Below are 23,904 nucleotides of genomic sequence, written 5' to 3'. Positions count from 1 at the left end.
GCGATGACAGGAAATGAAGGCGTGCCGGGCTTATCGGCGGCTGGCCTTGCTTCCCTGCGCGAGGATGATCTCAGTCAGGTTCAAAGGGTCTGCTCTCAGCCGCGGCGCCCACATGCCTGTGCGACGCCGGGGCACCCCCAGCGCGCGGCGTGAGCGGGTGCTCGCGCCGCGTCCAAAAATTATAGCGGGCGTGACCCAAGGTGCGGCCCGATGCGCGCCGCCGCCGCCGCCGGGCCGGCTGGCGCCCGCCTGTGGCGTGCAGACAGCCACGGATACCGCATGCACCCAGGGCTACACTGGGCCATCGGGCCGCAAACCCATTCCGCATCGATCACCATGGACCACGATTTCTGGCTGCAGCGCTGGCAGCAAGGGCAAACCGGTTTTCACCAGTCGCGCGTGCTGCCGCTGCTGCCCAAGCACTGGCCGGCCGTGGGCGTGCCGGCGGGCGGGCGCGTGTTCGTGCCGCTGGCGGGCAAGTCGCTGGACATGCTGTGGCTGGCGGGGCAGGGCCACCCGGTGCTGGGGGTGGAGCTGTCGCCGCTGGCGGTGCAGCAGTTCTTTGCCGAGCACGGGCTGACGCCCACCGTGCGCAGCTCGCGCTACGGCACGCACCACGTGGCGGGCGCGATCGAGCTGATCTGCGGCGACGTGTTCGGACTGGACGCCGCCGCGCTGGCCGACTGCGCCGGCGTGTACGACCGTGCGGCGCTGATCGCGCTGCCGCCCGAGCTGCGCGCGCGCTACGTGGCCGGGCCGTACGCGCACCTGCCCGCCGGCTGCCGCGGCCTGCTGGTCACGCTGGAATACCCGCAGCACGAGATGCAGGGCCCGCCGTTCGCGGTCGAGGAGGCGGAGGTGCGCCAGCGCTACGGCGCCGGCTGGAACATCGCCCTGCTGGAGCGGCGCGACATCCTGGCGCAAGAGCCCAGGTTTGCCGCCGCCGGCGTGACGGCCTTGGGCACGGCCCTGTACGGCATCGCGCGCAAGGCGGCGTGAGTGGCGCGCTACCATCGCCGCACCTGGATCGACGCCCTGCATCCGCCATGTACCTCAACCCCACGCACAGCAGCAGCGACGCCGCCGTGGCCGCGCAGATCGTGCGCGAGCAGCCGCTGGCCAGCCTGATCACCACCGACGACGCCGGCCTGCCGCAGGTCAGCCACCTGCCCATGCGCCTGAGCGTGGACGGGCAGGGCGGCTGGACCCTGCTGGCCCACATGGCGCGCGCCAATCCGCAGTGGCAGCAGCTGCAGGCGCGGCCGCAGGCGCTGGTCAGCTTTCTCGGCCCCAACGCCTACATGTCGCCCGACGTGTACCAGGACAAGGCGCGTGTGCCGACCTGGAGCTACGTGGCCGTGCACTGCCGCGTGCGGGCGCGGCCGATCGACGCCCAGGACCTGGCGGCCAAGGACGCGCTGCTCAAGACGCTCATCGGCGACCACGACCCGGCGTACGCCGCGCAGTGGCGCAGCCTGGATGCCGCGTTTCAGCAGCGCATGCTGGCGGCCATCGTGGCCTTCGAGCTGAAGGTCGAATCCTGGCAATGCGCCGTCAAGCTCAACCAGCACCGCCCCGAGGCGCACGCCGCCATGCACGCGCGCTACGCGGCGGGCACCGAAGGCGAGCGGGCGCTGGCGCGGTGGATGGAGCGGCTGGCGCTGGTGCCTGTATCCATCAAGCAAGGAGACTGAACCATGCGTGGCCTGGGACTCATCGGCGTGCTGCTGGCCTTGCTGCTGGTGGCCTGGCTGGCCATGCGTCAGAGCACCTCGCTCACTCATCTGGCGGCGCCCCCGGCCGCCGGCGCGGCCCCGGCGCCTGCGGGCGGCAACGTGCGCGAGCAAAGCCAGCGCATCGAGCAGCAGTTCAAGCAGCAGCTCGAAAACGCCCTGCAGACGCCGCGCGACGTGCCGGACGAGGCCAAGTAGGCAACATTTGGAACAAAAATAGCTGCAGCCGGCACGAATCAAGCGCACCCAGCTATCGATTGCATAGTGACCCCGATACCCGAAACCCTGCTCACGGACGACGAGCAAGCCATGCGCCTGGCGCTGGCCGAGGCCCGCGCCGCCGCCGCCGCAGGGGAGGTGCCGGTGGGCGCCGTGGTGGTGCATGGCGGCCGCGTCATCGCCACCGGCCGCAACGCCCCCATCGGCCAGCACGACCCCACGGCCCACGCCGAGATCGCCGCGCTGCGCGCCGCCGCCCGCGCCCTGGGCAACTACCGGCTGGACGGCTGCACGCTCTACGTCACGCTCGAGCCCTGCGCCATGTGCGCCGGCGCCATGCTGCATGCGCGCCTGGCGCGCGTGGTGTTCGGCGCGCCCGACCCGCGCACGGGAGCCGCCGGCTCGGTGCTGGACGTGTTCGGCCAGGCCCGGCTCAACCACCAGACCGTGGTGCAGGGCGGCGTGCTGGCCGAGGAGGGCGGCCAGCTGCTGCGCGCCTTCTTCGAGGCGCGGCGCGGCAATCCCAGCCCGCTGCGCGAGGACGCCCTGCGCACGCCCGATGCCGCCTTCGACGGCCTGCCCGGTTACCCCTGGGCGCCGCATTACATCAGCGACCTGCCCGCGCTGGCCGGCCTTCGCCTGCACCACGTGGACGAAGGCCCGCGCGACGCGCCGCTGACCTGGCTGTGCCTGCACGGCAACCCCAGCTGGAGCTACCTGTACCGCCATCTGATCGCACGCCTGACCGCCGCCGGCCAGCGCGTGGTGGCGCCCGATCTGATCGGCTTCGGCAAGAGCGACAAGCCCAAGAAGGAGGTTGCGCACCGCTTCGACTGGCACCGCCAGGTGCTGCTGGAGCTGGTCGAGCGGCTCGATCTGCAGCGCGTGGTGCTGGTGGTGCAGGACTGGGGCGGCCTGCTGGGCCTGACCCTGCCCATGGCCAGCCCGGCGCGCTACCACGGCCTGCTGGTGATGAACACCCTGCTGGCCACGGGCGAGGCGCCGCTGTCGCCCGGCTTTGTGGCCTGGCGCCAGATGTGCGCCCAAAACCCGGCCTACGACATCGCCCGCCTGCTGGCACGCGGCAACCCGCAGCTGAGCGCGGCCGAATGCGCGGCCTACGCGGCGCCCTTTCCCAACGCCGGCTTTCGCGCCGCGCTGCGCGCGTTTCCGGCCCGGGTGGCCGAGCGGCCGCAGGACGAGGGCGCCGCCACGGCCCGGCAGGCGCGCGAGTTTTGGCGCCACGACTGGCAAGGGCGCAGCCTGATGCTGATCGGCGCCGCCGACCCGGTGCTGGGCGAGCCCGTGATGCGCACCCTGCACGCCGACATCCGGGGCTGCCCGCCGCCCGTCGTGCTGCCCACCTGCGGCCATTTCGTGCCCGAATGCGGGGCCGTGGTGGCCGAGCATGCCCTGGCGCACTTCGCGCCCCAGGCGGCTTGAGCGTGCCTTGCCATGGGCGGTTGGTGATACAATTTTGATAGCTGCCGGCGCTTGATGCGTGGGCGCTCGAACCGAAAAACATTCAAAACCGAATCGGCATGGCCCACATCTACGTCTATTCACCTTCTGGCGCGGTGCGCGACCGCGCGGCCTTTCGGCGCGGCGTCAAGCGCCTGCAGGCCATGGGCCATGAGGTCGAGATCGACCCCGACGCGCTGGCCAGCTGGCAGCGCTTTGCCGGCGACGACGCCACGCGCCTGGCCGCCATCGAACGCGCGGCCGCCAGCGGCGCCGACGTGGCCCTGATCACGCGCGGCGGCTACGGTCTGAGTCGCCTGCTGCCGCAGCTGCCCTGGCGGGCGCTGGCGCGCGCGGCCGAGCGCGGCACGCGCTGGGTCGGCTTCAGTGACTTCACCGTGCTGCAGCTGGGCCTGCTGGCGCGCGGCTGCACCGTCACCTGGGCCGGGCCCGCGCTGTGCGAAGGCTTTGGCAGCGCCGACGCGGCCGACGCGCAGGAAGGCCATGGCGGCGCCAGCCAGGCCGGCGGCCCCGACGAGATCATGCTGGCCTGCTTCGACGACCTGCTGAGCGGCTCGGGGGAGGGTACCGGCTGGCGCCTGCCGGCGGGCGACGTGGCGGCGCTGGCCGGCCGGCAAGGCAGCCTGGCGCGCCACGCGCTGCTGTGGGGCGGCAACCTGGCCATGGTGCAGTCGCTGCTGGGCACGCCCTGGTGGCCCGAGGTGAAGGGCGGCGTGCTGTTTCTGGAAGAGGTGGGCGAGCACCCGTACCGCATCGAGCGCATGCTGCTGCAGCTGCTGCACGCCGGCGTGCTGGCGCGCCAAAAGGCCGTGCTGCTGGGGCAGTTCACCGACTATCGCTTGAACGGGCACGACCGGGGCTACAGCCTGGCCAAAGTGGTCGAATACCTGCGCAGCCAGCTGAAAGTGCCGGTGCTGACCGGCCTGCCGTTCGGCCACACACCCACCAAGGTGCTGCTGCCCGTGGGCGCCGAGGTCGACGTGCTGGTGGAAGGCCGCGAAGCCCTGGTGCTGTGGGGCCATCTGCACTGACGGGCCCGGCCGATGCCGGGCGGCCGATCAGTTGCGCAGCGCTCCGGGCCGCGCCATCATGCTCTTGGGCAGAAGGCCGCGAAACAAAACCGACTGGCGGGCCACCTGGCGCTGCGCCGTTTCCTCGTCGTAGAGATCGGCCAGCGCCGCCATCAGGTCCGAGCGGGCATACCAAAGCGCCATCTCGTCGGCGCAAAACTCGATGCGCCGCGCCACCTGCGGATGGCGCCGCGCGCCGTCCTCGCCCAGCAGCTCGAGCATGGCGCTGCGGATGTGGGCCATTTGCACCGCCGCCTCGCGCCCATCGAGCTTTCGGTTGACCAAGCGGTCAACCAGAGAGGCGAGCATCTGAGTGGTAATCCATCGCATGGCGGAAGCAATCTCAAAATGACGATTGATTCGTTTCGTTACGTCAGATGATAGTTCTCGGTCGGCGTTTGGCAACCGGGAAGTCCCGGTTCGCGGTCGCAATCGAGACATAGCGGCAAAAGCGTGGTACATTTCACACAATCAATTATTAACATAAGATACATCGTATAAAGTAAATAAGCAACCCAAGCTGGCAGGATTCAGGGCTCACGAGCACTGCAACGACCCCAAAAACACAAACGCCCGGCGCGTCGTGCACCGGGCGTTCATCGTTGACGAATGGAGCCTTTCAGCCGGCTGCGGCTGCTTCCTGACGCAACAAGGCGTAGAGCTCGTCCTTCACGTGCAGCTTTTCTTTCTTGAGTGCTTCGATGGCCGCGTGCATGGTTCCGGCATCCTGTGTGCCCATGTTGGCGATCTGGTGATCGAGCTGGTTGTGGCGCTCGAACAGGTGCAGAAATCGCTGGTGCGTGCCCTCGGACTTGAGGCGGGTGATCAGGTCGCGGTACTCAGGAAACATCGGTTCTCCTTGCTTGGTTGACGACGATGATCCTATGGTAGCGCGTTGCCCGGCCGGCGCAAGACGGCCGGGCCCGAATCACTGGGCCACGCAGTCGGCAAAGAAGTGCATGCGCCCGTCCGTGCCCTCCTCTTCGACCAGGCCGTGGATGTCGGTCTCGAAGCCGGGACACAGCAGCGCGAACTCGCGCGCGAACTTCAGGTAGTCGACGATCTTGCGGTTGAACACCTCGCCGGGGATCAGCAGTGGAATGCCCGGCGGGTACGGCGTGATCAGGCTGGTGGCCACGCGGCCTTCCAGCTCGTCGATCGGCACCCGCTGCACCTGCCGGCGCGCGATGCAGGCGTAGGCGTCGGCCGGGATCATGGCGGGCTTGAGCTCGGACAGGTACATGTCGGTGGTCAGCCGCGCGATGTCGTAGCGCGCGTACAGCTCGTGCACGTGCTGGCACAAGTCGCGCAGGCCCATGCGCTCGTAGCGGCGGTGCTGGGCGCAGAACTCCGGCATGATGCGCCACAGCGGCTGGTTGCGGTCGTAGTCGTCCTTGAACTGCTGCAGCGCGGTCAGCAGCGTGTTCCAGCGGCCCTTGGTGATGCCGATGGTGAACATGATGAAGAAGCTGTACAAGCCCGTCTTCTCGACCACCACGCCGTGCTCGGCCAGGAACTTGGTGACGATGGCCGCCGGGATGCCGCTCTTGTCGAACTTGCCGTCCAGGTTCAGGCCCGGCGTGACGATGGTGGCCTTGATCGGGTCCAGCATGTTGAAGCCCGGCGCCAGCTTGCCGAAGCCGTGCCAGCTCTTGCTCTTGGCGGTGCCGTTCTTGATGATCCAGTCGTCGGCGCGGCCGATGCCCTGGTGGGCCAGCTTCTCGGGGCCCCAGACCTTGAACCACCAGTCGTTCTCGCCGAAATCGGCCTCCACCTTGCGCATGGCACGCCGAAAGTCCATCGCCTCCAGCAGGCTCTCCTCGACCATCGCCGTGCCGCCGGGCGGCTCCATCATGGCGGCGGCCACGTCGCAGCTGGCGATGATGCTGTACTGCGGGCTGGTCGAGGTGTGCATCAGGTACGCCTCGTTGAACAGGAAGCGGTCCAGCTTGACGTTCTGCGAGTCCTGCACCAGCACGTGGCTGGCCTGGCTGATGCCGGCCAGCAGCTTGTGGATCGACTGGGTGGAATACACCACCGACTGCCTGGGCCGCGCGCGCTTCTTGCCCATGGCGTGGTAGGTGCCGTAGAACGGGTGGAAGGCCGCGTGCGGCAGCCAGGCCTCGTCGAAGTGCAGGTTCTCCACGTAGCCGTCGAGCTGGTGCTTGACGGTCTCGGTGTTGTAGAGCACGCCGTCGTAGGTGGACTGCGTGAGCGTCATGATGCGCGGCTTCACCTGGTCGGCGTCCACGTGCGTGAGCAGCGGGTTGGCGCGGATCTTGGCCTTGATGGCCTCGGGCTCGAACTCGCTCTTGTGGATCGGGCCGATGATGCCGAAGTGGTTGCGCGTGGGGCGCAGGAACACCGGGATCGCCCCCGTCATGATGATGGCGTGCAGGTTGCTCTTGTGGCAGTTGCGGTCGATCACCACCACGTCACCGCGCGCCACGGTGTGGTGCCACACGATCTTGTTGCTGGTCGACGTGCCGTTGGTGACGAAGAAGCAGTGGTCGGCGTTGAAGATGCGGGCGGCGTTGCGCTCGCTCGCACCGATGGCGCCGTTGTGGTCCAGCAGCTGGCCCAGCTCCTCCACCGCGTTGCAGACGTCGGCGCGCAGCATGTTCTCGCCGTAGAACTGGTGGTACATCTGGCCGATAGGCGACTTCAGGAACGCCACGCCGCCCGAATGCCCCGGGCAGTGCCACGAGTACGAGCCGTCCTCGGCGTAGTCCAACAGCGCCTTGAAGAACGGCGGCTGGATGCCCTCCAGGTAGCTCTTGGCCTCGCGCACGATGTGCTTGGCTACGAACTCGGGCGTGTCCTCGAACATGTGGATGAAGCCGTGCAGCTCGCGCAGCACGTCGTTGGGCAGGTGCTGGCTGGTCTTGGTCTCGCCGTGCAGGTAGATCGGCACGTCCTCGTTCTTGCGCCGCACCTCGGCGATGAAGTTGCGCAGGTTCTGCACCGCGGTGTCGGCCTCCGGATCGCCGCCCAGCTCCTCGTCGTCGATCGACAGGATGAAGGCGCTGGCGCGGCTTTGCTGCTGGGCAAACTGGCTCAGGTCGCCATAGCTGGTCACCCCGAGGATCTCGAAGCCCTCCTCCTCGATCGCCTTGGCCAGCGCGCGGATGCCCAGGCCGGAGGTGTTCTCGGCACGGTAGTCTTCGTCGATGATGACGATGGGAAAACGGAATTTCATGGCGGTCGGCCTCCGGCCGGGGTTCGGACTGCAGCGCGCAAGTGTACGGAAATCCGGGTTTGTACCGGTGCCGCCCCGGCGATGGCCCACAATAGCCCCAGCGGCCCGCCTTGGGCCCATGCCACACGCGGAGGAATCGATGGCGGACTCAACGCTCTGGTGGATCATCACCGGCCTGCTGGTGGCAGCCGAGCTGGCCACCGGCACCTTCTACCTGCTGATGCTGGCCATCGGTGGCCTGGCTGGCGCGCTGACGGCCCACGCGGGCGGTGACCAGCATACGCAGATGATCGTCGCGGCCGTGGTCGGTGCCGCCGCCGTCTTCGCCTGCTACTGGGTGCGCCGGCGCCGGCCGGGCGATCCCTCGCCGCGCGCCGACCGCAGCGTGAACCTGGACGTCGGCGAGGTGGTGCAGATCGAGCACTGGAACGCGGACGGCACGGCGCAGATCCGCTACCGCGGCGCCCCGTGGACGGCCGTGTACCGCGGCCCGGCACCGCCCCGGGCGGGCCGCCACCGCGTGGTGGAGCTGGAAGGCAGCCGCCTGCTGGTCGAACCCCTCGCCTCTTCTTGAACCCTTACATCGACGCCACCCGGGAGACCGTACCCATGTCCATCGCGCTGATCATCGTCGTCATTGCCGTCATCTTCATCACCCGCTCGATCAAGGTCGTGCCGCAGCAAAACGCCTGGGTGGTCGAGCGCCTGGGCAAGTACCACGCCACGCTGGCGCCGGGCCTGAACTTCCTCGTGCCCTTCGTCGACCGCGTGGCCTACAAGCACGGCCTGAAGGAAATCCCGCTGGACGTGCCCAGCCAGGTCTGCATCACGCGCGACAACACCCAGCTGCAGGTGGACGGGGTGCTGTACTTTCAGGTCACCGACCCCATGCGGGCCAGCTACGGCGCCAGCAACTACATCACCGCCATCACGCAGCTGGCGCAGACCACGCTGCGCAGCGTCATCGGCAAGCTGGAGCTGGACAAGACCTTCGAGGAGCGCGACCTGATCAACGCCAAGGTGGTCGAAGCCATCGACGAGGCCGCGCTCAACTGGGGCGTGAAGGTGCTGCGCTACGAGATCAAGGACCTGACGCCGCCGGCCGAAATCCTGCGTTCCATGCAGGCGCAGATCACCGCCGAGCGCGAAAAGCGCGCCGTCATCGCCACGTCCGAAGGCAAGCGCCAGGAAGAAATCAACCTGGCCGAAGGCCTCAAGCAGGCCGCCATCGCCAAGTCCGAGGGCGAGAAGCAGGCCGCCATCAACGTCGCTCAGGGCCAGGCCGCCGCCATCACCGAGGTGGCCAACGCCACCGCCGTGGCGCTGACGCGCGTGGGCACCGCTATCCGCCAGCCCGGCGGCGGCGAGGCCGTGCAGCTGAAGGTGGCCGAACTCGCCGTCAACGCCTACGGCAAGCTGGCGCAGGAATCGACCACCACCCTGGTGGTGCCCAGCAACATGACCGAGGTGGCCACCCTCATCAGCTCGGCCATGAAGATGGTGCAGGCGCAGCAGCGCAACGAGGGCTGACACGGCCGCGCAGGCTGTGGCGATGCTCGGGCACGCTACAATGCACGGCTTCGCGGAGAGGTGGATGAGCGGTTTAAGTCGCACGCCTGGAAAGCGTGTGTGGGTTAACAGCCCACCGCGGGTTCGAATCCCGCCCTCTCCGCCAAACAAAAGCCTGAGTAGTTGATCTACTTGGGCTTTTTCTTTGGGGCCTCGCCTTCCCACCGAAAGTCAACCCGGTAGGCTTGTCGTGTGGGCTGTGATGCCTGCACTCTGGAAGAAAAATGCCCCTTGCCTGCCGACGGCTTGTGGGCATCTGGGGCAGTCAACAAGATGCCGCCCCCTGGTCCGTGCGACGGTGCATGACGGACCTGTCTTCAATCAACCGAATAAGCGCCTTGGCCAGTGGCGACGGCGTGCGGTCCGCCAGGCGAACGATGGCGCAGGGGAGTTGGAAGATGGCCTTGGGGACCAGGGGCAGCATGCGCTCCTTCAGGTCCACCAACCGGCCTTGCGCCACGTCCTGCGCCAGCCAGTGGCTCCAGGTGAACAGCAGGTGGTCGCTGTGCAGGGTCATCTCGCGCAGCAGGTCCTTGTTGTCGCAACCCATCGCCAGCGGCAGATCCTCCACCCGCTGGACGCCGCTGAGCCGGCGAAACTGTTCGTTGATCTCCTGCGCAAACTGAATGCAGGCCCAGGGATAGGGTAGCAGGTCACTGAACTGGAGCGGGTGCTGGCTGCCGGTGAGGGGATGGCTGGCGCGGCAAAACACGGAGGCCGCCTGGGCAGGCAGAGGGGTCACCTGAAAACGGGGGTCGTCCGCCAGCGTGTCCGGGTAGGCCACGAAGAACTCGATGCGCTCGGCCTCCAGGTGTCCCAGCAGCAGCGACCACTGCCCCACTTCGATCTGCAGCCGCAGGTGCGGGCTTTGCTGCCGGAGCGCGGGCAGCAGCCCCTGCAGGAAACAGTCAACACCCAGCAGGCTGGCGCCAAACCGCAGCTCCCCACCCAGGGAGCCTGCCAGGAACAGCATTTCCCGGCTCAGCTCCTGGGCGCGCGCCAACAACTCGCGCCCGCTACCCAACAGTTGGCGACAGGCCGCCGTGGGGCTGACCCGGCGTGTGCTGCGGTCGAACAGACGCAGCCCGTAGCGTTGCTCGATGGCCTGGATGCTGCGGCTGAAGGCGGTTTGCGAGAGGTTGGCCCGCAAGGCCGCGCGAGAAAAGTTCATCTCCTCGGCCAGCAGCAGGACGTGATGCAGGTCGCGCAATTCAATTTTTGCAGTCATTGCATAAATATCGCACTAAATATGCATTTCACGCCATCCATGTGCCTCACTAGACTTCCTGAGCGGTGGCTGTTTCAACCGGTGGCCACGGCGCATTCTCAAAAATATCTCACAAAACTGGAGACAACCATGCAGATGAAGCCCTTGATGACGGCCTTGGCCTTGCTGGTCGGTGGCGGCTTTAACCTCGCCGTCGCAGACGCTTCGCACCCGGCCAGCAGCGCCCCCCATTGCGATCAGTTGACGGTCTATACAGCCAAGAAGTTCTACACCATGAATCCCGGCCGGCCCGAAGGCAAGGTGTTGATTCATCAGCACAACTGAGCCAGTGATCACGTTGAATATTGAGCCACTGGGTTGATGGATTCTTTGACTATTCGGTTGTGGATAAGTCTATCGGGTCTGCTGTTTTTCGATCTCCTTTCTGGCTCTTTGGGCGTTGCTTTGGGGGAGCCGCGCCAGCGGCACTGGAGTGCTTGAATCGCCAGCTCTCGTTGCCCGTCTCGACGATGTGGCAATGGTGCGTGAGCCGGTCAAGCAAGGCCGTGGTCATCTTGGCGTCTCCAAAGACGCTGCTCCACTCCGAGAAGGTGAGGTTGGTGGTGATCACCACGCTCGTTCGCTCATAGAGTTTGGAGAGCAGGTGGAACAGCATCGCGCCGCCCGACTGCGTGAATGGCAGGTAGCCCAGTTCATCCAGGATCACCAGATCGACGTACATCAGGCGGTGCGCCATTTGCCCGGCCTTGTTCTGCGCCTTCTCCAGCTCCAGGGCGTTGACCAGCTCCACCGTTGAGAAGAAGCGCACCCGCTTGCCATGCATGCGAATGGCCTCGATCCCCAGGCTCGTGGCCAGGTGGGTTTTACCCGTGCCGGGGCCACCAACCAGCACCACGTTGTGCGCCGACTCCACGAAGCGAAGGGTGTGCAACTGGCGCACCAGTGCTTCGTCGAGCTGCGCGTGGGCGAAGTCAAAGCCGGCGAGGTCACGGTGCGAAGGGAAGCGCGCCACGCGCATCTGGTAAGCCATGGAACGCACCTCACGCTGAGCGGTCTCGGCCTTGATGAGCTGGTGCAGCACGGCCTCATGATCCAGCGACTTCATGCGGGCGGTGCCCAGTACCTCCGGCCAGGCACTGGCCATGCCGTGCAGGCCCAGCGCTTTGAGGGCATCAATGACGTCATGCATGGTCGGACTCCGGTGATGCCTCATGAGGCTGGACGTTGCGCAGTGCGTCGTAGCGCTGCAGGTTGGCCAGTGGCGGCGTGTTGAGCTTGAGCATCGTGGCCACCGGTGGCTCGGGCACGCGCTGCTCCTTCAGACGCGAGAGCACGTTGAGCACGTGCTCGGCACTCACCCGCCCGGACTGCAGCGCCAGCTCTACCGCCACCACCACGGCCTCCAGTCCATGCAGGCTCACCCCCATGAGCACCTGCGCCATCACCCTGTCGCCACCGCTGTGGCGCAGCAACTGGCGCTGCATTTCCTGCAGTGGCTCGGGCATGGTCTTGAAGGGCGCGCCGTTGCGCAGCGCGCCGGGCTTTCGCTCGATGAGCGCGATGTAATGCATCCAGTCGTAGAGCGTCTGATCACGTTCGAAGCTGCGCGCCAGGCGCACCTGTCGCCCATCGGGCCCGACCACCAGCAGGCCATCCGCGTAGGCCCGCAGACTGACCACCGCATGAATCCATTCACACGGCACGCTGTAGCGGTTGCGCTGGAAGTGGATCAGTGCGGTCGCAGAGACCCGTACCGGCTGCTCCACGTAGCCATCAAACGCACGGGGGTTGGGCATGAGACGAGCACGTTCGTCCTGCCAGACATCGGCCACCGTGAGCTGAGTCCATTCCGGGTGACTCATCTCAGCCCAGGCCTTCACGCAGGCCTGCTGCAACCAGTCGTTGAGTTCACCAAGCGTCCCCCAGCGCCGCTCGCTGGCCTCACGCCAGATGTCCTTGCGCCGATCCTGAACGTTCTTCTCCACGACCCCCTTCTCCCAGCCGGCGGCCCGGTTGCAGAACTCCGGCTCGAACAGGTAGTGCCCGGTCATCGCCTCGAAGCGTGCATTGACGCTGCGCTGTTTGCCATGGCCGACCTTGTCCACAGCGGTCTTCATGTTGTCGTAGATGCCCCGCCGGGGCACGCCACCGAAGAGGGCGAACGCCCGTGCGTGCGCATCGAACAGCATCTCGTGCGCTTGGCTGTAGTACGCCACCAGGCAGAAGGCGCGACTGGCCGCCAGCTTGGTGTGTGCCACTTCCAGGCGGCGGCGCAGCCCGCCGATGAACAGGTACTCGCAGCTCCAGTCGAACTGGAACGCCTCGCCCAACTCGAAGCTCAGCGGCACGAACCCCGCACCACGCGCAGCGTTGCCTTGCTCTTGCTGCCAGCGCTGGGCAAAGGCGTAGACCGGCCCTCGGCTGCCGCTGTAGCCCTGCGCGCGCAGCGCCTCAAACATGGCCTTGATCCCGCGTCGATCGCGTTTGCTGCGATGGCTATCGGCCTTGAGCCATTGGCTCAACTGCTCCTTGTACGGATCCAGGATGCTGGGGCCCGACACCCGCTGCGGGTATCGGGGTTCGGCCATCTGCCCGTCTTTGAGCCACTTGGTGGCTGTGTTGCGCGAGATGCCCAGGCGCCGGCTGGCCTCGCGCACCGACACGTCCTGCCTCAGCACGAGGCGGCGTAACTTGCTCAATGTGCTCACGTTGATCACTCCTGCTCCCCCGTGCTGAAAAATTCAGCAGGATAGAGCGGCAACGTGGCTCAAATTTCAACGTGAATGCGTCCCGAAATGGCCCAGCTTTGGAAATGAATCAACAGGCAAGGCCGTGGCGGTGTGCAACGAGCGTATCGTCAGCGTGGCCAGTTCCCTGGACGACCTGAAGCCCTGGATGGACCGGGTGCCCACCACGGTGGATCGCCGCTTTGAGGACAAGATCGTGTTTCCGGGTTTCATCGACCCGCACCAGCATCCCTTCCTGGGCTCCATCACCACCAGCCTGCCCATGATCGCCTCGCTGGACACGGTGCAGGCCTACGGCCCCGACATTCGGGGCGTGAAGGACGAGGCCGAGGCCTTTGCCCGCCTGCGCAAGTACGAATCCGAACTCAAGGACCCGGCCGCGCCCCTGCTGATCTGGGGCTGGGACGTGCCGGCCATGGGCCGCCACCTGACGCGCCAGGACCTGGACGCCATCTCCACCACCCGCCCGGTGCTGGTGTGGGACGCCTCGCAGCACCACGGCTACACCAACAGCTTCGTCATCGAGCAGAAGAGGATTCCCAGCGACATCAAGATCCCCGGTGTGGGACGCGATGCCAACGGCCAGTTCAACGGCCAGTTCCTGGGCGTCTCGGCGGCCTCCTACGTGATCCTGCCGCTGATCGCGCACAAGCTGCAGCCGGCCGAGGCCATGCGCATGATGAAGTCCCAGATCGACATGAACCGGCGCAACGGCATCACCACCTCCACCGAGCATTCCATGGGCATCTTCACGGTGGACGCCGAGCCGGTGCTGCTGAGCAATGTCTACAACAACCCACAGACGCCACAGCGCCTGGTGGCGATTCCGGCCATGCACACCTACCTGGCCAAGTTCGGGTCGACCGAGAAGGCCATTGACGCCGTGCATGAGCTGCAGAAGAAGAGCACCGACCGCCTCATGTTCCGCGGCATCAAGTTCTTCACCGACGACAGCTTCAACGGCCTGACCTTCAAACCCGGCGCCGCCGGCTACACCGACGGCACCGAGGGCATCTGGGTCACGCCACCGGAGAAACTCGCGGGCGTGCTGGAACCCTGGTGGAATGACGGGCAGCAGATCTTCGTGCACTCCATCGGGGTGGAGGCGCAGGACGCCACCATCGGGGCCCTGCGCAAGCTCATGGCTCAGCACCCGCGCCTGGATCACCGCTTCACCTTCGAGCATTTCGGCATGGCGCGCTATGACCAGATCCGCGCCATGAAGGCCCTGGGCGCCTCGGCCAACGTCAACATCTACTACATCTGGCTGCGCGGCGAGATGTATCCCAAAACCTTCGGTACCGATCGCGCCGAGGACCTGGCGCCCCTGGGCACGCTGGTTGGCGAGGGCGTGCCCACCACCGTCCACTCCGACTTCCCCATCGGCCCGCCCAAGCCCCTGCTGGCCGTGACCCTGGCCATGACGCGCCTGGGCCAGTCGGGCACGCGCACCCTGGGCCCGAACCTGACCGTAGGTCTGCAAAGCGCCCTGCGCATGGTGACATCCGACGCGGCCTACGTGCTGGGCATCGACGACAAGGTGGGCACCCTGGAGCCCGGCAAGCTGGCCGACTTCACGGTGCTGGACAAGGACCCCTACACGGTCAAGCCCGCCGCCATTCGCGACATTCCCGTCTGGGGCACGGTGGTGGGCGGCAAGGTGTATCCGGTCTCGGACATCGTCAAGCCGCAATGAGTGGAGTCGGGGGCGACGTGGGTGCTCGGCATTCCGTCGTTCCCGCACCACTGCCGGCTCACCGTTGCTCGGTGGGTCTGTGTGTTCGCGTCCATGAGGTTTCAGTGGGGCAATCGTCCGGTTCGGTCTGAGCTTGCCGAGGTTTTCTCGCTCTGCGGGTGGCCTTTGGGTCGGCGCAGGGCGAATGGCGCCTGCGAAACCGTATGGGCGCTAAGGCTGGCGCCGCTCGATCCAAGCTGTAGACAGGCGAGCGGTCGCTTTTTTTCAATGCAACGGGCCTCGAGCCCACAGATAAAACGGCTATCCGGATTTCTGTGTTGAAGGAGGCTTCCGGTGATTGAGTGCCTCCGTGTGGAAACCGACGTTGCACAGCCCGCAAATGAGCTGCTGCCGGCGGGTGTTGCCGCGCACCAGAACGACCACGTTCGCCTTGTCGTCCTTGGTCCGTCCCAGCTCGCAGCCGCAGCTCTGGCACCGGTTGCCCTGTTCCCGCTTCAGGAGCTGCAACTGGGTGGGGTTGGCAGGGTAGACGGTCGCCAGCCGCCACGGCTCCAGCGGCCCCTTGCCGTACAGGAGACGGGCGCGCAGCACCTCGAAGGTGTACCCCCGGCCCTGCCGGTTGATGGTCTTGGCGACCCCGTTCAGCGCCTCGGTGTAGGCGTTGGTGATGGGGTGGTCGAAGTACGCCAGAATCTCCGTCCGCCAGTTCTTCATGGCGGTCGTGAGAGTCTTGAAGTCCGCCTTCAGGCTGGCTGGGATGGTCCCCGGGAAGGCGTCGAAGGCCGCCACGGCCTGCGCCTTGGGCAGGTCGTAGATGTTGTAGAACGCCTCTTTCAGCCCGTAGGCGGCGGCCAGCTCGGGCTCGTTGGCCAGCCACATGTCCAGATTGAACCGGCCCTTCTCGGCCAGCTTGGCGTACCGCATGTTCAGCATCGCCTTGGACTGGAGCCACAGGCGCCGCTCGCCAGCCTTGCGCTGCTTCTGGAGCCGGATGCGGACCCGCTCCATGCAGTAGTTCGCCATGCGGACGACGTGGAACTTGTCGATGACCACCGGTCGGCCAGGGAACATCTGGTGCGACACGTCCCGGTACGGCCGCCACATGTCGATGGCCACGCCCTTGACCCAGTGCCGGTCCTTGAACCGGTGCAGCCACCCCGCCAAGGTCGCCTTGTCCCGGTCCGGCAGCATGTCGAGGATGCGGCGCTCCCCGATGTCCGTCAGGACGCAGCGCATCTTCCCGTCGATTTGGGTCTCGTCGATGCCCAGCCAGTCTGGCATCTCCGGCCGGTGGCTGGCCTCCAGTTCGGCCATGTACTCCGCCCCCAGCGTCCGGACCGTCTTGTCGTCGCACCCCACGTTCTCCGCGATGCGGGTGAAGGTGTCCCGCAGGCTGTGGGCCTTGATGTAGGTGGCGCAGCGCTCCGTCATGCGCCGGCCCTCCAAGATGCCGCCCAGCGGCTGCAGGAAGGTCTCCTTGCAGGAGGTGCACCGGTATCGCTGGACCTTCGCCCGCAGCTTGGCCGGCTTCCCGCGCATCGGAATGTCGACGTAAGTAGTAGCTTTGGTGCCGTGCCGGTAGATGCAGTCGAGGGTGCCGCACTTTGGGCAGGCGGTAGGCATGGGCAGCGGGTACTCCGCCTCCAGCACGTCCGCCCCGTCCTCCTCGGTGCGACCCAGCACCGTCCAGCCCTTCAGGTCGAGGATGTCCGTCATCCCCGGATTGTCGTGTGGATGGGGTCACCGCTTGTCAATGGCGGCGAGGTACTTGGCTCGGGCGGCGTTGGCTCCCGCTGCGTAGTCGGTATCACCGTCACAGCGGTCGGAAGCGATGACAGCCCGGATGCGAGACAGCTCGCGCACCAGCATTTGCTGGGTGAAGGTGGCAATCCACACCGGCACATCGTTCTCCAAGACCGTGCCCTTGATGTACTTGGGGAAGGCGGGCTTCTGCCGGACGAGCTGCTCGGCAGCGCCCAACACGTCCTGCCAAGCCGGCAGCGCCGGCCTCTGGGGCGTGTCGATGCCCATTGGCGGGTCGCACACCTCCTCTTTGCCATGCTTCGCCATCGTCTGCCGGGCCAGTTTCCTTGCAGCGTCAATCTTGGCCAGCGCGCCCTCGTAATTCTCGTTCATAGCAGGAACCTCAGGATGAACCACGCGCAGTACAGGGCTGCGCAGATGAAGAAAAAGGCAGTCAATTCACTTCTCTCGGACCAAGACTTGAGCCGCCCGGAGAACCTCGCGTGCGAAGGTGCTGGGCAGGATATTCCCCGCCGCATCGAACGACCGACCCAAGCAGTCGGCCACATCTTGGTCCGTCAGCCGAGGCATCCGGTCATCGCATCCGTTCGCGCAGGAGCCCGTCTCGTTGCAGTAGTCTGCGTGCGGACATGGGCCGGTGGTCGCCTCGCCGTGATGCCACAGGAATGCGCAGTAGGCCGCCACATCCAGTGGGTCCCCTTTTGCAACGTGCTTCCGCAGTTCCTTGCGACACTCGCCCATCCAGTCGTCAGTCGCCCACCCGTCGGAGTAGCCGTACTTCTCCTCTGCGGCGGCGAGTTTTTCCTTCAGAGCTGCGGCGAACCGGTCCACAAGGGCGGCGGTCTTAGGATGCAGTTTCACTTGGTTTCCTTTCCACACGAAAATCCGACTCAGGAGGATACTGCATGGTCACCTGTTCCACAAGTTATTCCGGAGAGCCGATAAAACATGAAGACGATCAAATGCCTGGGGTTGTCGCTGGTGGTGACGGCCATGCTGGCTGCCTGCGGTGGTGGCGACACCGTGGATCCGACACAGGCGCGGGGCGCCATCGTCAGCGCACAGCTCCTGCAACAGATGTCCAAAGCCGCGATCGATGCCAGCACGGCCGCCTCGGGCCGGCAGACCCTCACCGGGGCCGCCCAGTGCGATGTCGACATCCGCCACGTGCAGTACATGACACGCGATCCCAAGGGGCAACCCGCCACCGCCACAACCGCCGTGATGGTGCCCACGGGCGCCGGCGCCAACTGCAGCGGCAACCGGCCGGTGCTGCTGAATGCCCATGGCACGGCCACCGACAGGGCCTACAACATCGCCGATGTCAATCACAATGAAGCCGGCGCCCTGCTCATGGCCATGTTCGCGGCCCACGGCTACATCGTCGTGTCACCGAACTACCTCGGCTACGACAAATCGTCGCTGTCGTGGCACCCCTGGTCTATCGCAGAGGCGAATGCCGTCGACATGGTCGATGGCCTGCGCGCCGCCAAGGCTTACTTGGCAACGCTCAACGGTGCAACCAAGCCATCGGCCAAGCTGCTGGTCACCGGCTATTCGGAAGGCGGCTACATCGCGATGGCCACGCACAAGATCATCGAGCGCGATTACGCGGGCGAATTCACGGTCACCGCGTCGGGCCCGATGTCCGGCGCGTACAACTGGGTCAAGACGCTCGATACGGCGGTCGGGGCCGGGCCGGTGCCCGTCGGCTCCACCCTCTTCCTGACGTTCATCCTGTCCGGCTACCAGAAGACCTATGGCGACATGTACCCCACGGCCGCCGACGCCTTCCAGGCGCCTTTCGCGGCCACGGCCGAGACGCTGCTCCCGTCCGACGTACCGGTCGCGACCCTGCAGTCCCAGGGCAAGCTGCCGGCGAACGATCCGACTGGCGTCAAGCTCTTTGGCCAAGGCGGATTGTTGACCGAGTGGACCCGCAATGCCGTGCTGAACCCCAGCCCGACGCGCAGCCGGATCCAGCAAAACGCCATCCTGGGCTGGACGCCCAAAAGCCCGATGGCGCTGTGTGGCGGCGAGCTGGACCCCACGGCCCCCTTCTTCAACGCCATCGATGCGCAGGCCGACTTTGCATCGCGCAACGTGACGGTGCCGGTCTACAACTTCGAGAAGCGTGCCACGCTACCCGCCGGGCCGCAAGGCGATGCGCTGTACGCCGGCTTCCAGGCCAGCAAGACGGCCGCAGGGGCCAACGCCATGGGGCTGTACCACGGTCTCCTGTTGCGGCCCTACTGCACCGCAGCGATCCGCGATTTCTTCCAGCAAGTGCTGACCAGCGGCAGCTAGGGTCGCTCGACGGACGGGTGTGGCTCGCCACGACCATGGACAAAATGCCTTTCGGAAAATCCCCGATCAAGCGTTCGATTCGTCACTGAAAATACGAGCGCCCGATGCGGGGCATCGGGCCTCGTTGGCCGGATAACTCGGGCTTGCTTCAGCTGTCCGGGTGTCAACACAGGGCAGGACGGGTCAGGTGGTATTTATGCTGGCAAGGCACCCTCCGCGCGATCGCGCTCACGCGGGCGGGTGCGCCTGCCGCCAGCTCGCGCTGAAGCGCTGGTGCACCTTGTCCAGGTGCTCGATCATCGCGCTGCGGGCGTCTTCGGGGTTGCGCGCCAGGATCGCCGCGCGCACGCGCTCGTGTTCGTCGACCGTGGTGCGCCAGGCGCGGCTGGTTTCGAAATAACCGCCCAGGCGCTTGGACAAGGTGCTGTAGCGCGCGCCCAGGTAACCCTCGATCGTCTCGGCCAGCACGGCGTTGCCGGCGGCACGGGCGATGGCCAGGTGGAATTCGCGGTCGCTGTCCTGCAGCATGGCACCACCTCGGTCGATCTCGACCTTCATGCCGGTGATCGCATCGGCGATGGCCTCGTCATCGGCCACACGCGCGTTGCGAGCCGCGAGCGCGGCAACCTCGCCCTCGATGGCGCGACGCGCGCGGATCAGCTCGAGCGGGCCCCAACCCGTGGCCTCGGCCGCTGGCGCGCTTGGTTTGGTGCGCTCGAGCACGTAGACGCCCGAGCCGGTTCGCACCTCCACGCAGCGCTCGACCTCCAGCGCGATCAGGGCCTCGCGCACCGACGGGCGGCTCACGCCCAGCTGCTGTGCCAGGTCGCGTTCGGCCGGTAGCCGAGCGCCCGGGGCGAACTCGCCGTTGTCGATCAGGGCGCGCAACTGATTGGCGATTTGCCGGTAAAGGCGCTGAGGTTCGACGGTCTGAAGTGGCACGCGACAAGTCCCCGCGGGTAATCCCCAATTGGTAAAGTGGTAAGGCCAATTTACAGTACCACACGTTGTTCGGTCGGCTCAATAGGTGAAGTCCCGATCCGGCCAGTAGCGTCCTCAAGAGGCATGCCGATGGGGCAAGCCGATTGAACGCCTCTCCCATCCGATTATCAGAAAGATCCATCGCCATGAGACTGCAAGGCAAGACAGCCCTCGTGACCGCGGCCGGTCAAGGCATCGGCCATGCCAGCGCCCTCGCCATGGCGGCCGAGGGCGCGCAGGTCTGGGCCACCGACGTCAACGAATCGCTGCTGGCCAGCTACAAGGGCGTGCCCAACGTGCGGACCGCCCGGCTCGACGTGCTGGACAAGCAGGCCATTGCCCGCCTGATCGAGAGCCTTCCGGCCCTCGACGTGCTGTTCAATTGCGCCGGCGTCGTCCACAACGGCACGGCGCTGCAGGCCAGCGACGACGAACTGGACTTTGCCTTTCGCCTGAACGTGCGCGCGCAGCTGTGGACGATCCAGGCCGCGCTGCCGCTGATGCTGCGCGCCGGCGGCGGCAGCATCGTCAACATGGCCAGCGTCTGCTCCAGCCTGAAGGGCCTGCCCAACCGCTGCGTCTACGGCACCACCAAGGCTGCCGTGGTTGGCCTGACCAAGAGCATCGCCGCCGACTACGTGGGCCAGGGCATCCGCTGCAATGCCGTGTGCCCCGGCACGGTGGACACGCCCTCGCTGGGCGAGCGCATCAATGCCAATGCCGACCCGGCCGCCGCGCGTCAGGCTTTCATCGCACGCCAGCCGATGGGGCGTATCGCGCAGGCGGCCGAGATCGCGCCACTGGTGGTGTTCCTCGCCAGCGACGAGTCGCGCTTCGTCACCGGCCAGGCCTACGCCATCGACGGTGGCATCACGATCTGAGCCGCTTTGATTTTTTTCTCCCCTCCTCGCTAAAAGATCCCCCCATGAAACTCGTGCGTTATGGCAACCCAGGCCAGGAAAAACCGGGCCTCATCGATGCAAACGACCAGTTGCGCGATCTCAGCGCCGTGGTGGCCGACATCGGCCCCGAGCAGCTCGGCGACGCCGCGCTGGCCAAACTGGCCAAGATCAAAACGGACAAGCTGCCGCTGGTGCGCGGCACGCCGCGCTACGGCAGCCCGGTGGCCCAGGTCGGCAAGTTCATCGCCATCGGCCTGAACTACGCCGACCACGCGGCCGAGTCCGGCGCGCCGATCCCGGCCGAGCCGGTGGTGTTCATGAAGGCCACCACCTGCATTCAGGGCCCGAACGATCCGGTGATGCTGCCCAAGGGCTCGGTCAAGACCGACTGGGAGGTGGAACTGGGCGTGGTCATCGGCACGCGCGCGCGCTATGTCTCGCAAAAGGAGGCGCTCGGCCACGTGGCTGGCTACTGCGTGATCAACGACGTCAGCGAGCGCGAGTACCAGCTGGAACGCGGCCCGCAGTGGGACAAGGGCAAGGGCTGCGACACCTTCGGCCCGATCGGCCCCTGGCTGGTCACGCGCGACGAGGTGCCCAACCCGCAAAGGCTCGGCCTGTGGCTGGACCTGAACGGCAAGCGCATGCAGACCGGCAACACCCGGACCATGATCTTCGGTGTCGCCAAGTTGGTCAGCTACGTAAGCCAGTTCATGACGCTGATGCCCGGCGACGTCATCACCACCGGCACGCCGCCCGGCGTGGGCCTGGGCCACAAGCCGCCGCTGTACCTGAAGAAGGGTGATGTGATGACGCTGGGCATCGACGGTTTGGGCGAGCAGCGCCAGGATGTGGTGGCTTTCCGGCGCTGACGTGACGGCACGAAGGTTCCAAACCAACCGCACCTGGGTGAACCGGTGAAATACCAGTTTGACTTTGCCTCCGTGCTGGCGCAGTGGCCGCTGCTGCTTGAGGGCGTCTGGGTGACGGTGCAGCTCTCGTTTCTGGCCACGGTGCTTGGCTTCGTGCTGGGCACGCTGTGCGCCGTAGGAAGCGGCAGCCGCCATGCCTGGCTGCGCCGGGCGGTGGGCGCCTATGTGGAAGCCATCCGCAACACGCCGTTGCTGATCCAGAGCTACTTCCTGATCTTCGGCCTGTCCAGCATCGGCTTGACGATGCCGATCCTGGCTGGCGCCGTACTGGCGCTGGTGGTCAACATCGGGGCCTACACCTGCGAGATCATCCGCGCCGGCATCGAGTCGGTGCACAAGGGGCAGATCGAGGCCGCCGAGTGCCTGGGTCTGTCGTCGCCGCAGGTGTTTTGGCACGTGGTGCTGCGCCCGGCGGTGGAGCGGGTCTATCCGGCGCTGACCAGCCAGTTCGTGCTGCTCATGCTGGCCACCAGCATCATGTCCTCGGTCGGCGCCGAGGAGTTGCTGGGCATCGCCAGCCGCATCCAGTCCGACACCTTCCGCAACTTCGAGATCTTCGTCGTGCTGTGGGTGCTGTACCTCGGGCTGTCGTATCTGATGCGGGCCGGTTTCTGGCTGCTGGGCCAGATCGTGTTCACGCGCCGGCGCAAGCTCGGCACGCCGCTGTGACGAGGATGCCGCGGCCATGAACCACCAGCAATTTCTGTACCTGCTGCAGGGCGCGCTCGGCACGCTGATGCTGTCGGCGCTGACCATCCTGGCCGGTGGCCTGACCGGACTGGGCGTGGCGCTGGCGCGCGTGTCGCCGGCGCGGCCCGTGCGGCTGGCCGCCGCGGCCTGGATCCAGGTGATCCAGGGCACGCCGCTGCTGGTGCTCATGGGGCTGTGCTTCTTTGGTCCCAACATCGCGGGCATCGGCTCGGTGCCGGCGCTGCTGGCCGCTGCGCTCGCGATGGCGATCAATGCCAGCGCCTTCCTCGGCGAGATCTGGCGCGGCTGCATCCAGTCGGTGCACAAGAGCCAGTGGGAGGCGGCCGAATGCCTGGGCCTCACGCGCTGGCAGCGCATGGTCAAGATCGTGTTGCCGCAGGCGCTGCGCATCGCCACGCCGCCCACGGTGGGCTTTCTGGTGCAGATCATCAAGAACACCTCGGTGGCCTCGCTGGTGATCGGCTTTGCCGAGCTGTCCTACAACGCCAAGGTGCTCAACAACTCCACCTTCCAGCCCTTCATCTATTTCGGCGCTGCCGCGCTGCTCTATTTCGCCATGTGCTATCCGCTGTCGCGCTGGAGCCGCGCGCTGGAAAGGAAACTCAATGCAGGCCGCCATTGAACTCGTGCAGGTTCACAAGACCTTCGGCGCGCTGCACGTGCTGCGTGGCGTCTCGTTCTCGGTCACGCGTGGACAAGTGGTTGCCATCATCGGCAAGAGCGGCTCGGGCAAGAGCACGGCGCTGCGCTGCATCAACCGGCTCGAAACGGTGGACCAAGGCGCCATCCGCGTCTGCGGCCATGCCGTGCACGACCCGGCGCTGGATCTGCGCGCGCTGCGCCGCGACGTGGGTATCGTGTTCCAGAGCTACAACCTGTTTCCGCACTTGACGGTGCTGCAGAACGTCACGCTGGGCCCCACGTCCGTCAAACGCCTGCCCGCCGCCGAGGCCCGCGAACTGGCACTGGAGGTGCTGACCCACGTGGGCCTGGCCGACAAAGCCTCGGCTTACCCCGAGCAGCTCTCGGGCGGCCAGCAGCAGCGCGTGGCGATCGCACGCTCGCTGGCGATGAAGCCGCAGGTGATGCTGTTCGACGAGGTGACCTCGGCGCTGGACCCGGAGCTGACGGGCGAGGTGCTCAAGGTGATCGAAAAACTGGCCGCCGAGGGCATGACCATGGTGCTGGTCACGCACGAGATGGCCTTCGCGCGCGGCGTGGCCGACAAGATCGTCTTCATGCACCAGGGCCAGGTGTGGGAGGAAGGCGAGGCCACCATCCTCTCGGCGCCCGGCACGCCGGAGCTGCGGCAGTTCCTGGGCAATGGTCTTTGAACTTTTCTGTTTTATATCCCCCCACCCACC

The 23,904-nt window shown here is 66.4% G+C and carries 25 protein-coding genes, 1 tRNA gene and 1 riboswitch; of the genes, 16 read left to right on the top strand and 10 right to left on the bottom strand.

What is annotated here, in order from left to right; all coding sequences use genetic code 11:
* Nucleotides 1–34 precede the first annotated feature (34 nt).
* A riboswitch (TPP riboswitch) is annotated at nt 35–149 on the bottom strand.
* 187 nt (nt 150–336) lie between these two features.
* The 5 genes from H6927_11975 to H6927_11955 all read left to right on the top strand — a co-directional run bounded on the left by H6927_11975 (nt 337) and on the right by H6927_11955 (nt 4,465).
* Nucleotides 337–999, top strand: a complete 663-nt coding sequence (locus tag H6927_11975) for a thiopurine S-methyltransferase (GenBank protein ID MCP5218814.1) — start codon at nt 337–339, stop codon at nt 997–999.
* A gap of 47 nt (nt 1,000–1,046) precedes the next feature.
* Nucleotides 1,047–1,694 (top strand): FMN-binding negative transcriptional regulator, encoded by a 648-nt coding sequence (locus H6927_11970; protein ID MCP5218813.1) that lies wholly within the window; start codon nt 1,047–1,049, stop codon nt 1,692–1,694.
* Nucleotides 1,695–1,697: 3 nt separating this feature from the next.
* Nucleotides 1,698–1,931, top strand: coding sequence for a hypothetical protein (locus H6927_11965; GenBank protein ID MCP5218812.1), 234 nt, complete (start codon nt 1,698–1,700; stop codon nt 1,929–1,931).
* A 111-nt stretch (nt 1,932–2,042) separates the two neighbouring features.
* Complete coding sequence (gene tadA / locus H6927_11960) at nt 2,043–3,395, top strand: tRNA adenosine(34) deaminase TadA (GenBank protein MCP5218811.1); 1,353 nt, start codon at nt 2,043–2,045, stop codon at nt 3,393–3,395.
* Between the two features lie 98 nt (nt 3,396–3,493).
* Complete coding sequence (locus H6927_11955) at nt 3,494–4,465, top strand: LD-carboxypeptidase (protein ID MCP5218810.1); 972 nt, start codon at nt 3,494–3,496, stop codon at nt 4,463–4,465.
* Between the two features lie 27 nt (nt 4,466–4,492).
* On the opposite strand, the gene H6927_11950 is transcribed toward H6927_11955, so the two are convergent.
* From H6927_11950 to H6927_11940, 3 genes are all read right to left on the bottom strand, one after another.
* Nucleotides 4,493–4,813 carry a hypothetical protein gene (locus tag H6927_11950; GenBank protein MCP5218809.1) on the bottom strand — a complete coding sequence of 107 codons (321 nt, stop codon included), beginning with the start codon at nt 4,811–4,813 and terminating at the stop codon, nt 4,493–4,495.
* A 310-nt stretch (nt 4,814–5,123) separates the two neighbouring features.
* On the bottom strand, nt 5,124–5,354 hold the full coding sequence (locus H6927_11945) for a DUF465 domain-containing protein (protein MCP5218808.1): 231 nt from the start codon (nt 5,352–5,354) through the stop codon (nt 5,124–5,126).
* Nucleotides 5,355–5,432: 78 nt separating this feature from the next.
* Nucleotides 5,433–7,703, bottom strand: coding sequence for an arginine/lysine/ornithine decarboxylase (locus H6927_11940; GenBank protein ID MCP5218807.1), 2,271 nt, complete (start codon nt 7,701–7,703; stop codon nt 5,433–5,435).
* Nucleotides 7,704–7,842: 139 nt separating this feature from the next.
* On the opposite strand from H6927_11940, the gene H6927_11935 reads away from it, so the two are divergent.
* From H6927_11935 to H6927_11925, 3 genes are all read left to right on the top strand, one after another.
* Complete coding sequence (locus tag H6927_11935) at nt 7,843–8,277, top strand: NfeD family protein (protein MCP5218806.1); 435 nt, start codon at nt 7,843–7,845, stop codon at nt 8,275–8,277.
* Nucleotides 8,278–8,312: 35 nt separating this feature from the next.
* Nucleotides 8,313–9,233 carry a paraslipin gene (locus H6927_11930; GenBank protein MCP5218805.1) on the top strand — a complete coding sequence of 307 codons (921 nt, stop codon included), beginning with the start codon at nt 8,313–8,315 and terminating at the stop codon, nt 9,231–9,233.
* A gap of 54 nt (nt 9,234–9,287) precedes the next feature.
* Nucleotides 9,288–9,378 (top strand) — tRNA-Ser (locus tag H6927_11925).
* A gap of 159 nt (nt 9,379–9,537) precedes the next feature.
* On the opposite strand, the gene H6927_11920 is transcribed toward H6927_11925, so the two are convergent.
* Complete coding sequence (locus H6927_11920; protein MCP5218804.1) at nt 9,538–10,500, bottom strand: LysR family transcriptional regulator; 963 nt, start codon at nt 10,498–10,500, stop codon at nt 9,538–9,540.
* A 129-nt stretch (nt 10,501–10,629) separates the two neighbouring features.
* On the opposite strand from H6927_11920, the gene H6927_11915 reads away from it, so the two are divergent.
* A complete protein-coding gene (locus H6927_11915; GenBank protein ID MCP5218803.1) occupies nt 10,630–10,824 on the top strand; it encodes a hypothetical protein in 195 nt (64 codons plus the stop codon).
* A gap of 49 nt (nt 10,825–10,873) precedes the next feature.
* On the opposite strand, the gene H6927_11910 is transcribed toward H6927_11915, so the two are convergent.
* Both H6927_11910 and H6927_11905 read right to left on the bottom strand, forming a co-directional pair.
* Entirely contained in the window at nt 10,874–11,713 is an 840-nt protein-coding gene (locus H6927_11910; protein ID MCP5218802.1) for an ATP-binding protein, read from the bottom strand.
* Nucleotides 11,682–13,208, bottom strand: a complete 1,527-nt coding sequence (locus H6927_11905; protein ID MCP5218801.1) for an IS21 family transposase — start codon at nt 13,206–13,208, stop codon at nt 11,682–11,684. Before H6927_11905 ends, H6927_11910 begins: the two co-directional genes overlap by 32 nt.
* A 124-nt stretch (nt 13,209–13,332) precedes the next feature.
* Between H6927_11905 and H6927_11900 the strand changes: the two genes are divergently transcribed.
* Nucleotides 13,333–14,943, top strand: coding sequence for an amidohydrolase family protein (locus H6927_11900; protein MCP5218800.1), 1,611 nt, complete (start codon nt 13,333–13,335; stop codon nt 14,941–14,943).
* Nucleotides 14,944–15,243: 300 nt separating this feature from the next.
* On the opposite strand, the gene H6927_11895 is transcribed toward H6927_11900, so the two are convergent.
* The 3 genes from H6927_11895 to H6927_11885 all read right to left on the bottom strand — a co-directional run bounded on the left by H6927_11895 (nt 15,244) and on the right by H6927_11885 (nt 17,568).
* Nucleotides 15,244–16,659, bottom strand: a complete 1,416-nt coding sequence (locus H6927_11895; GenBank protein MCP5218799.1) for an ISL3 family transposase — start codon at nt 16,657–16,659, stop codon at nt 15,244–15,246.
* Nucleotides 16,660–16,683: 24 nt separating this feature from the next.
* On the bottom strand, nt 16,684–17,079 hold the full coding sequence (locus H6927_11890) for a hypothetical protein (GenBank protein ID MCP5218798.1): 396 nt from the start codon (nt 17,077–17,079) through the stop codon (nt 16,684–16,686).
* Nucleotides 17,080–17,145: 66 nt separating this feature from the next.
* Nucleotides 17,146–17,568: a hypothetical protein gene (locus H6927_11885; protein ID MCP5218797.1), complete on the bottom strand. Its 423-nt coding sequence runs from the start codon at nt 17,566–17,568 to the stop codon at nt 17,146–17,148.
* An 87-nt stretch (nt 17,569–17,655) separates the two neighbouring features.
* On the opposite strand from H6927_11885, the gene H6927_11880 reads away from it, so the two are divergent.
* Nucleotides 17,656–19,014: a prolyl oligopeptidase family serine peptidase gene (locus H6927_11880; GenBank protein MCP5218796.1), complete on the top strand. Its 1,359-nt coding sequence runs from the start codon at nt 17,656–17,658 to the stop codon at nt 19,012–19,014.
* A gap of 228 nt (nt 19,015–19,242) precedes the next feature.
* Here H6927_11880 and H6927_11875 read toward each other — a convergent pair whose 3' ends face one another.
* A complete protein-coding gene (locus H6927_11875; protein ID MCP5218795.1) occupies nt 19,243–19,956 on the bottom strand; it encodes a FadR family transcriptional regulator in 714 nt (237 codons plus the stop codon).
* 185 nt (nt 19,957–20,141) lie between these two features.
* Between H6927_11875 and H6927_11870 the strand changes: the two genes are divergently transcribed.
* Genes H6927_11870 through H6927_11850 form a run of 5 tightly spaced genes read left to right on the top strand, consistent with a single transcriptional unit; the run spans nt 20,142 to nt 23,874 of the window.
* Nucleotides 20,142–20,876, top strand: coding sequence for an SDR family oxidoreductase (locus H6927_11870; GenBank protein ID MCP5218794.1), 735 nt, complete (start codon nt 20,142–20,144; stop codon nt 20,874–20,876).
* Nucleotides 20,877–20,920: 44 nt separating this feature from the next.
* Nucleotides 20,921–21,769: a fumarylacetoacetate hydrolase family protein gene (locus H6927_11865; GenBank protein ID MCP5218793.1), complete on the top strand. Its 849-nt coding sequence runs from the start codon at nt 20,921–20,923 to the stop codon at nt 21,767–21,769.
* A 45-nt stretch (nt 21,770–21,814) separates the two neighbouring features.
* Complete coding sequence (locus tag H6927_11860; protein MCP5218792.1) at nt 21,815–22,498, top strand: amino acid ABC transporter permease; 684 nt, start codon at nt 21,815–21,817, stop codon at nt 22,496–22,498.
* A 16-nt stretch (nt 22,499–22,514) separates the two neighbouring features.
* Nucleotides 22,515–23,162, top strand: a complete 648-nt coding sequence (locus H6927_11855; GenBank protein ID MCP5218791.1) for an amino acid ABC transporter permease — start codon at nt 22,515–22,517, stop codon at nt 23,160–23,162.
* Nucleotides 23,146–23,874: an amino acid ABC transporter ATP-binding protein gene (locus tag H6927_11850; protein ID MCP5218790.1), complete on the top strand. Its 729-nt coding sequence runs from the start codon at nt 23,146–23,148 to the stop codon at nt 23,872–23,874. Before H6927_11855 ends, H6927_11850 begins: the two co-directional genes overlap by 17 nt.
* The last annotated feature ends 30 nt before the right edge of the window (nt 23,875–23,904 follow it).

Source organism: Burkholderiaceae bacterium (assembly GCA_024235995.1).
Taxonomy (GTDB): domain Bacteria; phylum Pseudomonadota; class Gammaproteobacteria; order Burkholderiales; family Burkholderiaceae_C; genus Ottowia.
The sequence above is the reverse complement of the archived record's forward strand: the minus strand, read 5'-3'. Positions and strand labels throughout refer to the sequence as shown.

Bases quoted from the DNA above. Each gene is read 5' to 3' on its own strand.
- H6927_11975 (MCP5218814.1), top strand. From the start codon at position 337: ATGGACCACGATTTCTGGCTGCAGCGCTGGCAGCAAGGGCAAACCGGT.
- H6927_11970 (MCP5218813.1), top strand. From the start codon at position 1,047: ATGTACCTCAACCCCACGCACAGCAGCAGCGACGCCGCCGTGGCCGCG.
- H6927_11965 (MCP5218812.1), top strand. From the start codon at position 1,698: ATGCGTGGCCTGGGACTCATCGGCGTGCTGCTGGCCTTGCTGCTGGTG.
- tadA (MCP5218811.1), top strand. From the start codon at position 2,043: ATGCGCCTGGCGCTGGCCGAGGCCCGCGCCGCCGCCGCCGCAGGGGAG.
- H6927_11955 (MCP5218810.1), top strand. From the start codon at position 3,494: ATGGCCCACATCTACGTCTATTCACCTTCTGGCGCGGTGCGCGACCGC.
- H6927_11950 (MCP5218809.1), bottom strand. From the start codon at position 4,813: ATGCTCGCCTCTCTGGTTGACCGCTTGGTCAACCGAAAGCTCGATGGG.
- H6927_11945 (MCP5218808.1), bottom strand. From the start codon at position 5,354: ATGTTTCCTGAGTACCGCGACCTGATCACCCGCCTCAAGTCCGAGGGC.
- H6927_11940 (MCP5218807.1), bottom strand. From the start codon at position 7,703: ATGAAATTCCGTTTTCCCATCGTCATCATCGACGAAGACTACCGTGCC.
- H6927_11935 (MCP5218806.1), top strand. From the start codon at position 7,843: ATGGCGGACTCAACGCTCTGGTGGATCATCACCGGCCTGCTGGTGGCA.
- H6927_11930 (MCP5218805.1), top strand. From the start codon at position 8,313: ATGTCCATCGCGCTGATCATCGTCGTCATTGCCGTCATCTTCATCACC.
- H6927_11920 (MCP5218804.1), bottom strand. From the start codon at position 10,500: ATGACTGCAAAAATTGAATTGCGCGACCTGCATCACGTCCTGCTGCTG.
- H6927_11915 (MCP5218803.1), top strand. From the start codon at position 10,630: ATGCAGATGAAGCCCTTGATGACGGCCTTGGCCTTGCTGGTCGGTGGC.
- H6927_11910 (MCP5218802.1), bottom strand. From the start codon at position 11,713: ATGAGGCATCACCGGAGTCCGACCATGCATGACGTCATTGATGCCCTC.
- H6927_11895 (MCP5218799.1), bottom strand. From the start codon at position 16,659: ATGACGGACATCCTCGACCTGAAGGGCTGGACGGTGCTGGGTCGCACC.
- H6927_11890 (MCP5218798.1), bottom strand. From the start codon at position 17,079: ATGAACGAGAATTACGAGGGCGCGCTGGCCAAGATTGACGCTGCAAGG.
- H6927_11880 (MCP5218796.1), top strand. From the start codon at position 17,656: ATGAAGACGATCAAATGCCTGGGGTTGTCGCTGGTGGTGACGGCCATG.
- H6927_11870 (MCP5218794.1), top strand. From the start codon at position 20,142: ATGAGACTGCAAGGCAAGACAGCCCTCGTGACCGCGGCCGGTCAAGGC.
- H6927_11865 (MCP5218793.1), top strand. From the start codon at position 20,921: ATGAAACTCGTGCGTTATGGCAACCCAGGCCAGGAAAAACCGGGCCTC.
- H6927_11855 (MCP5218791.1), top strand. From the start codon at position 22,515: ATGAACCACCAGCAATTTCTGTACCTGCTGCAGGGCGCGCTCGGCACG.
- H6927_11850 (MCP5218790.1), top strand. From the start codon at position 23,146: ATGCAGGCCGCCATTGAACTCGTGCAGGTTCACAAGACCTTCGGCGCG.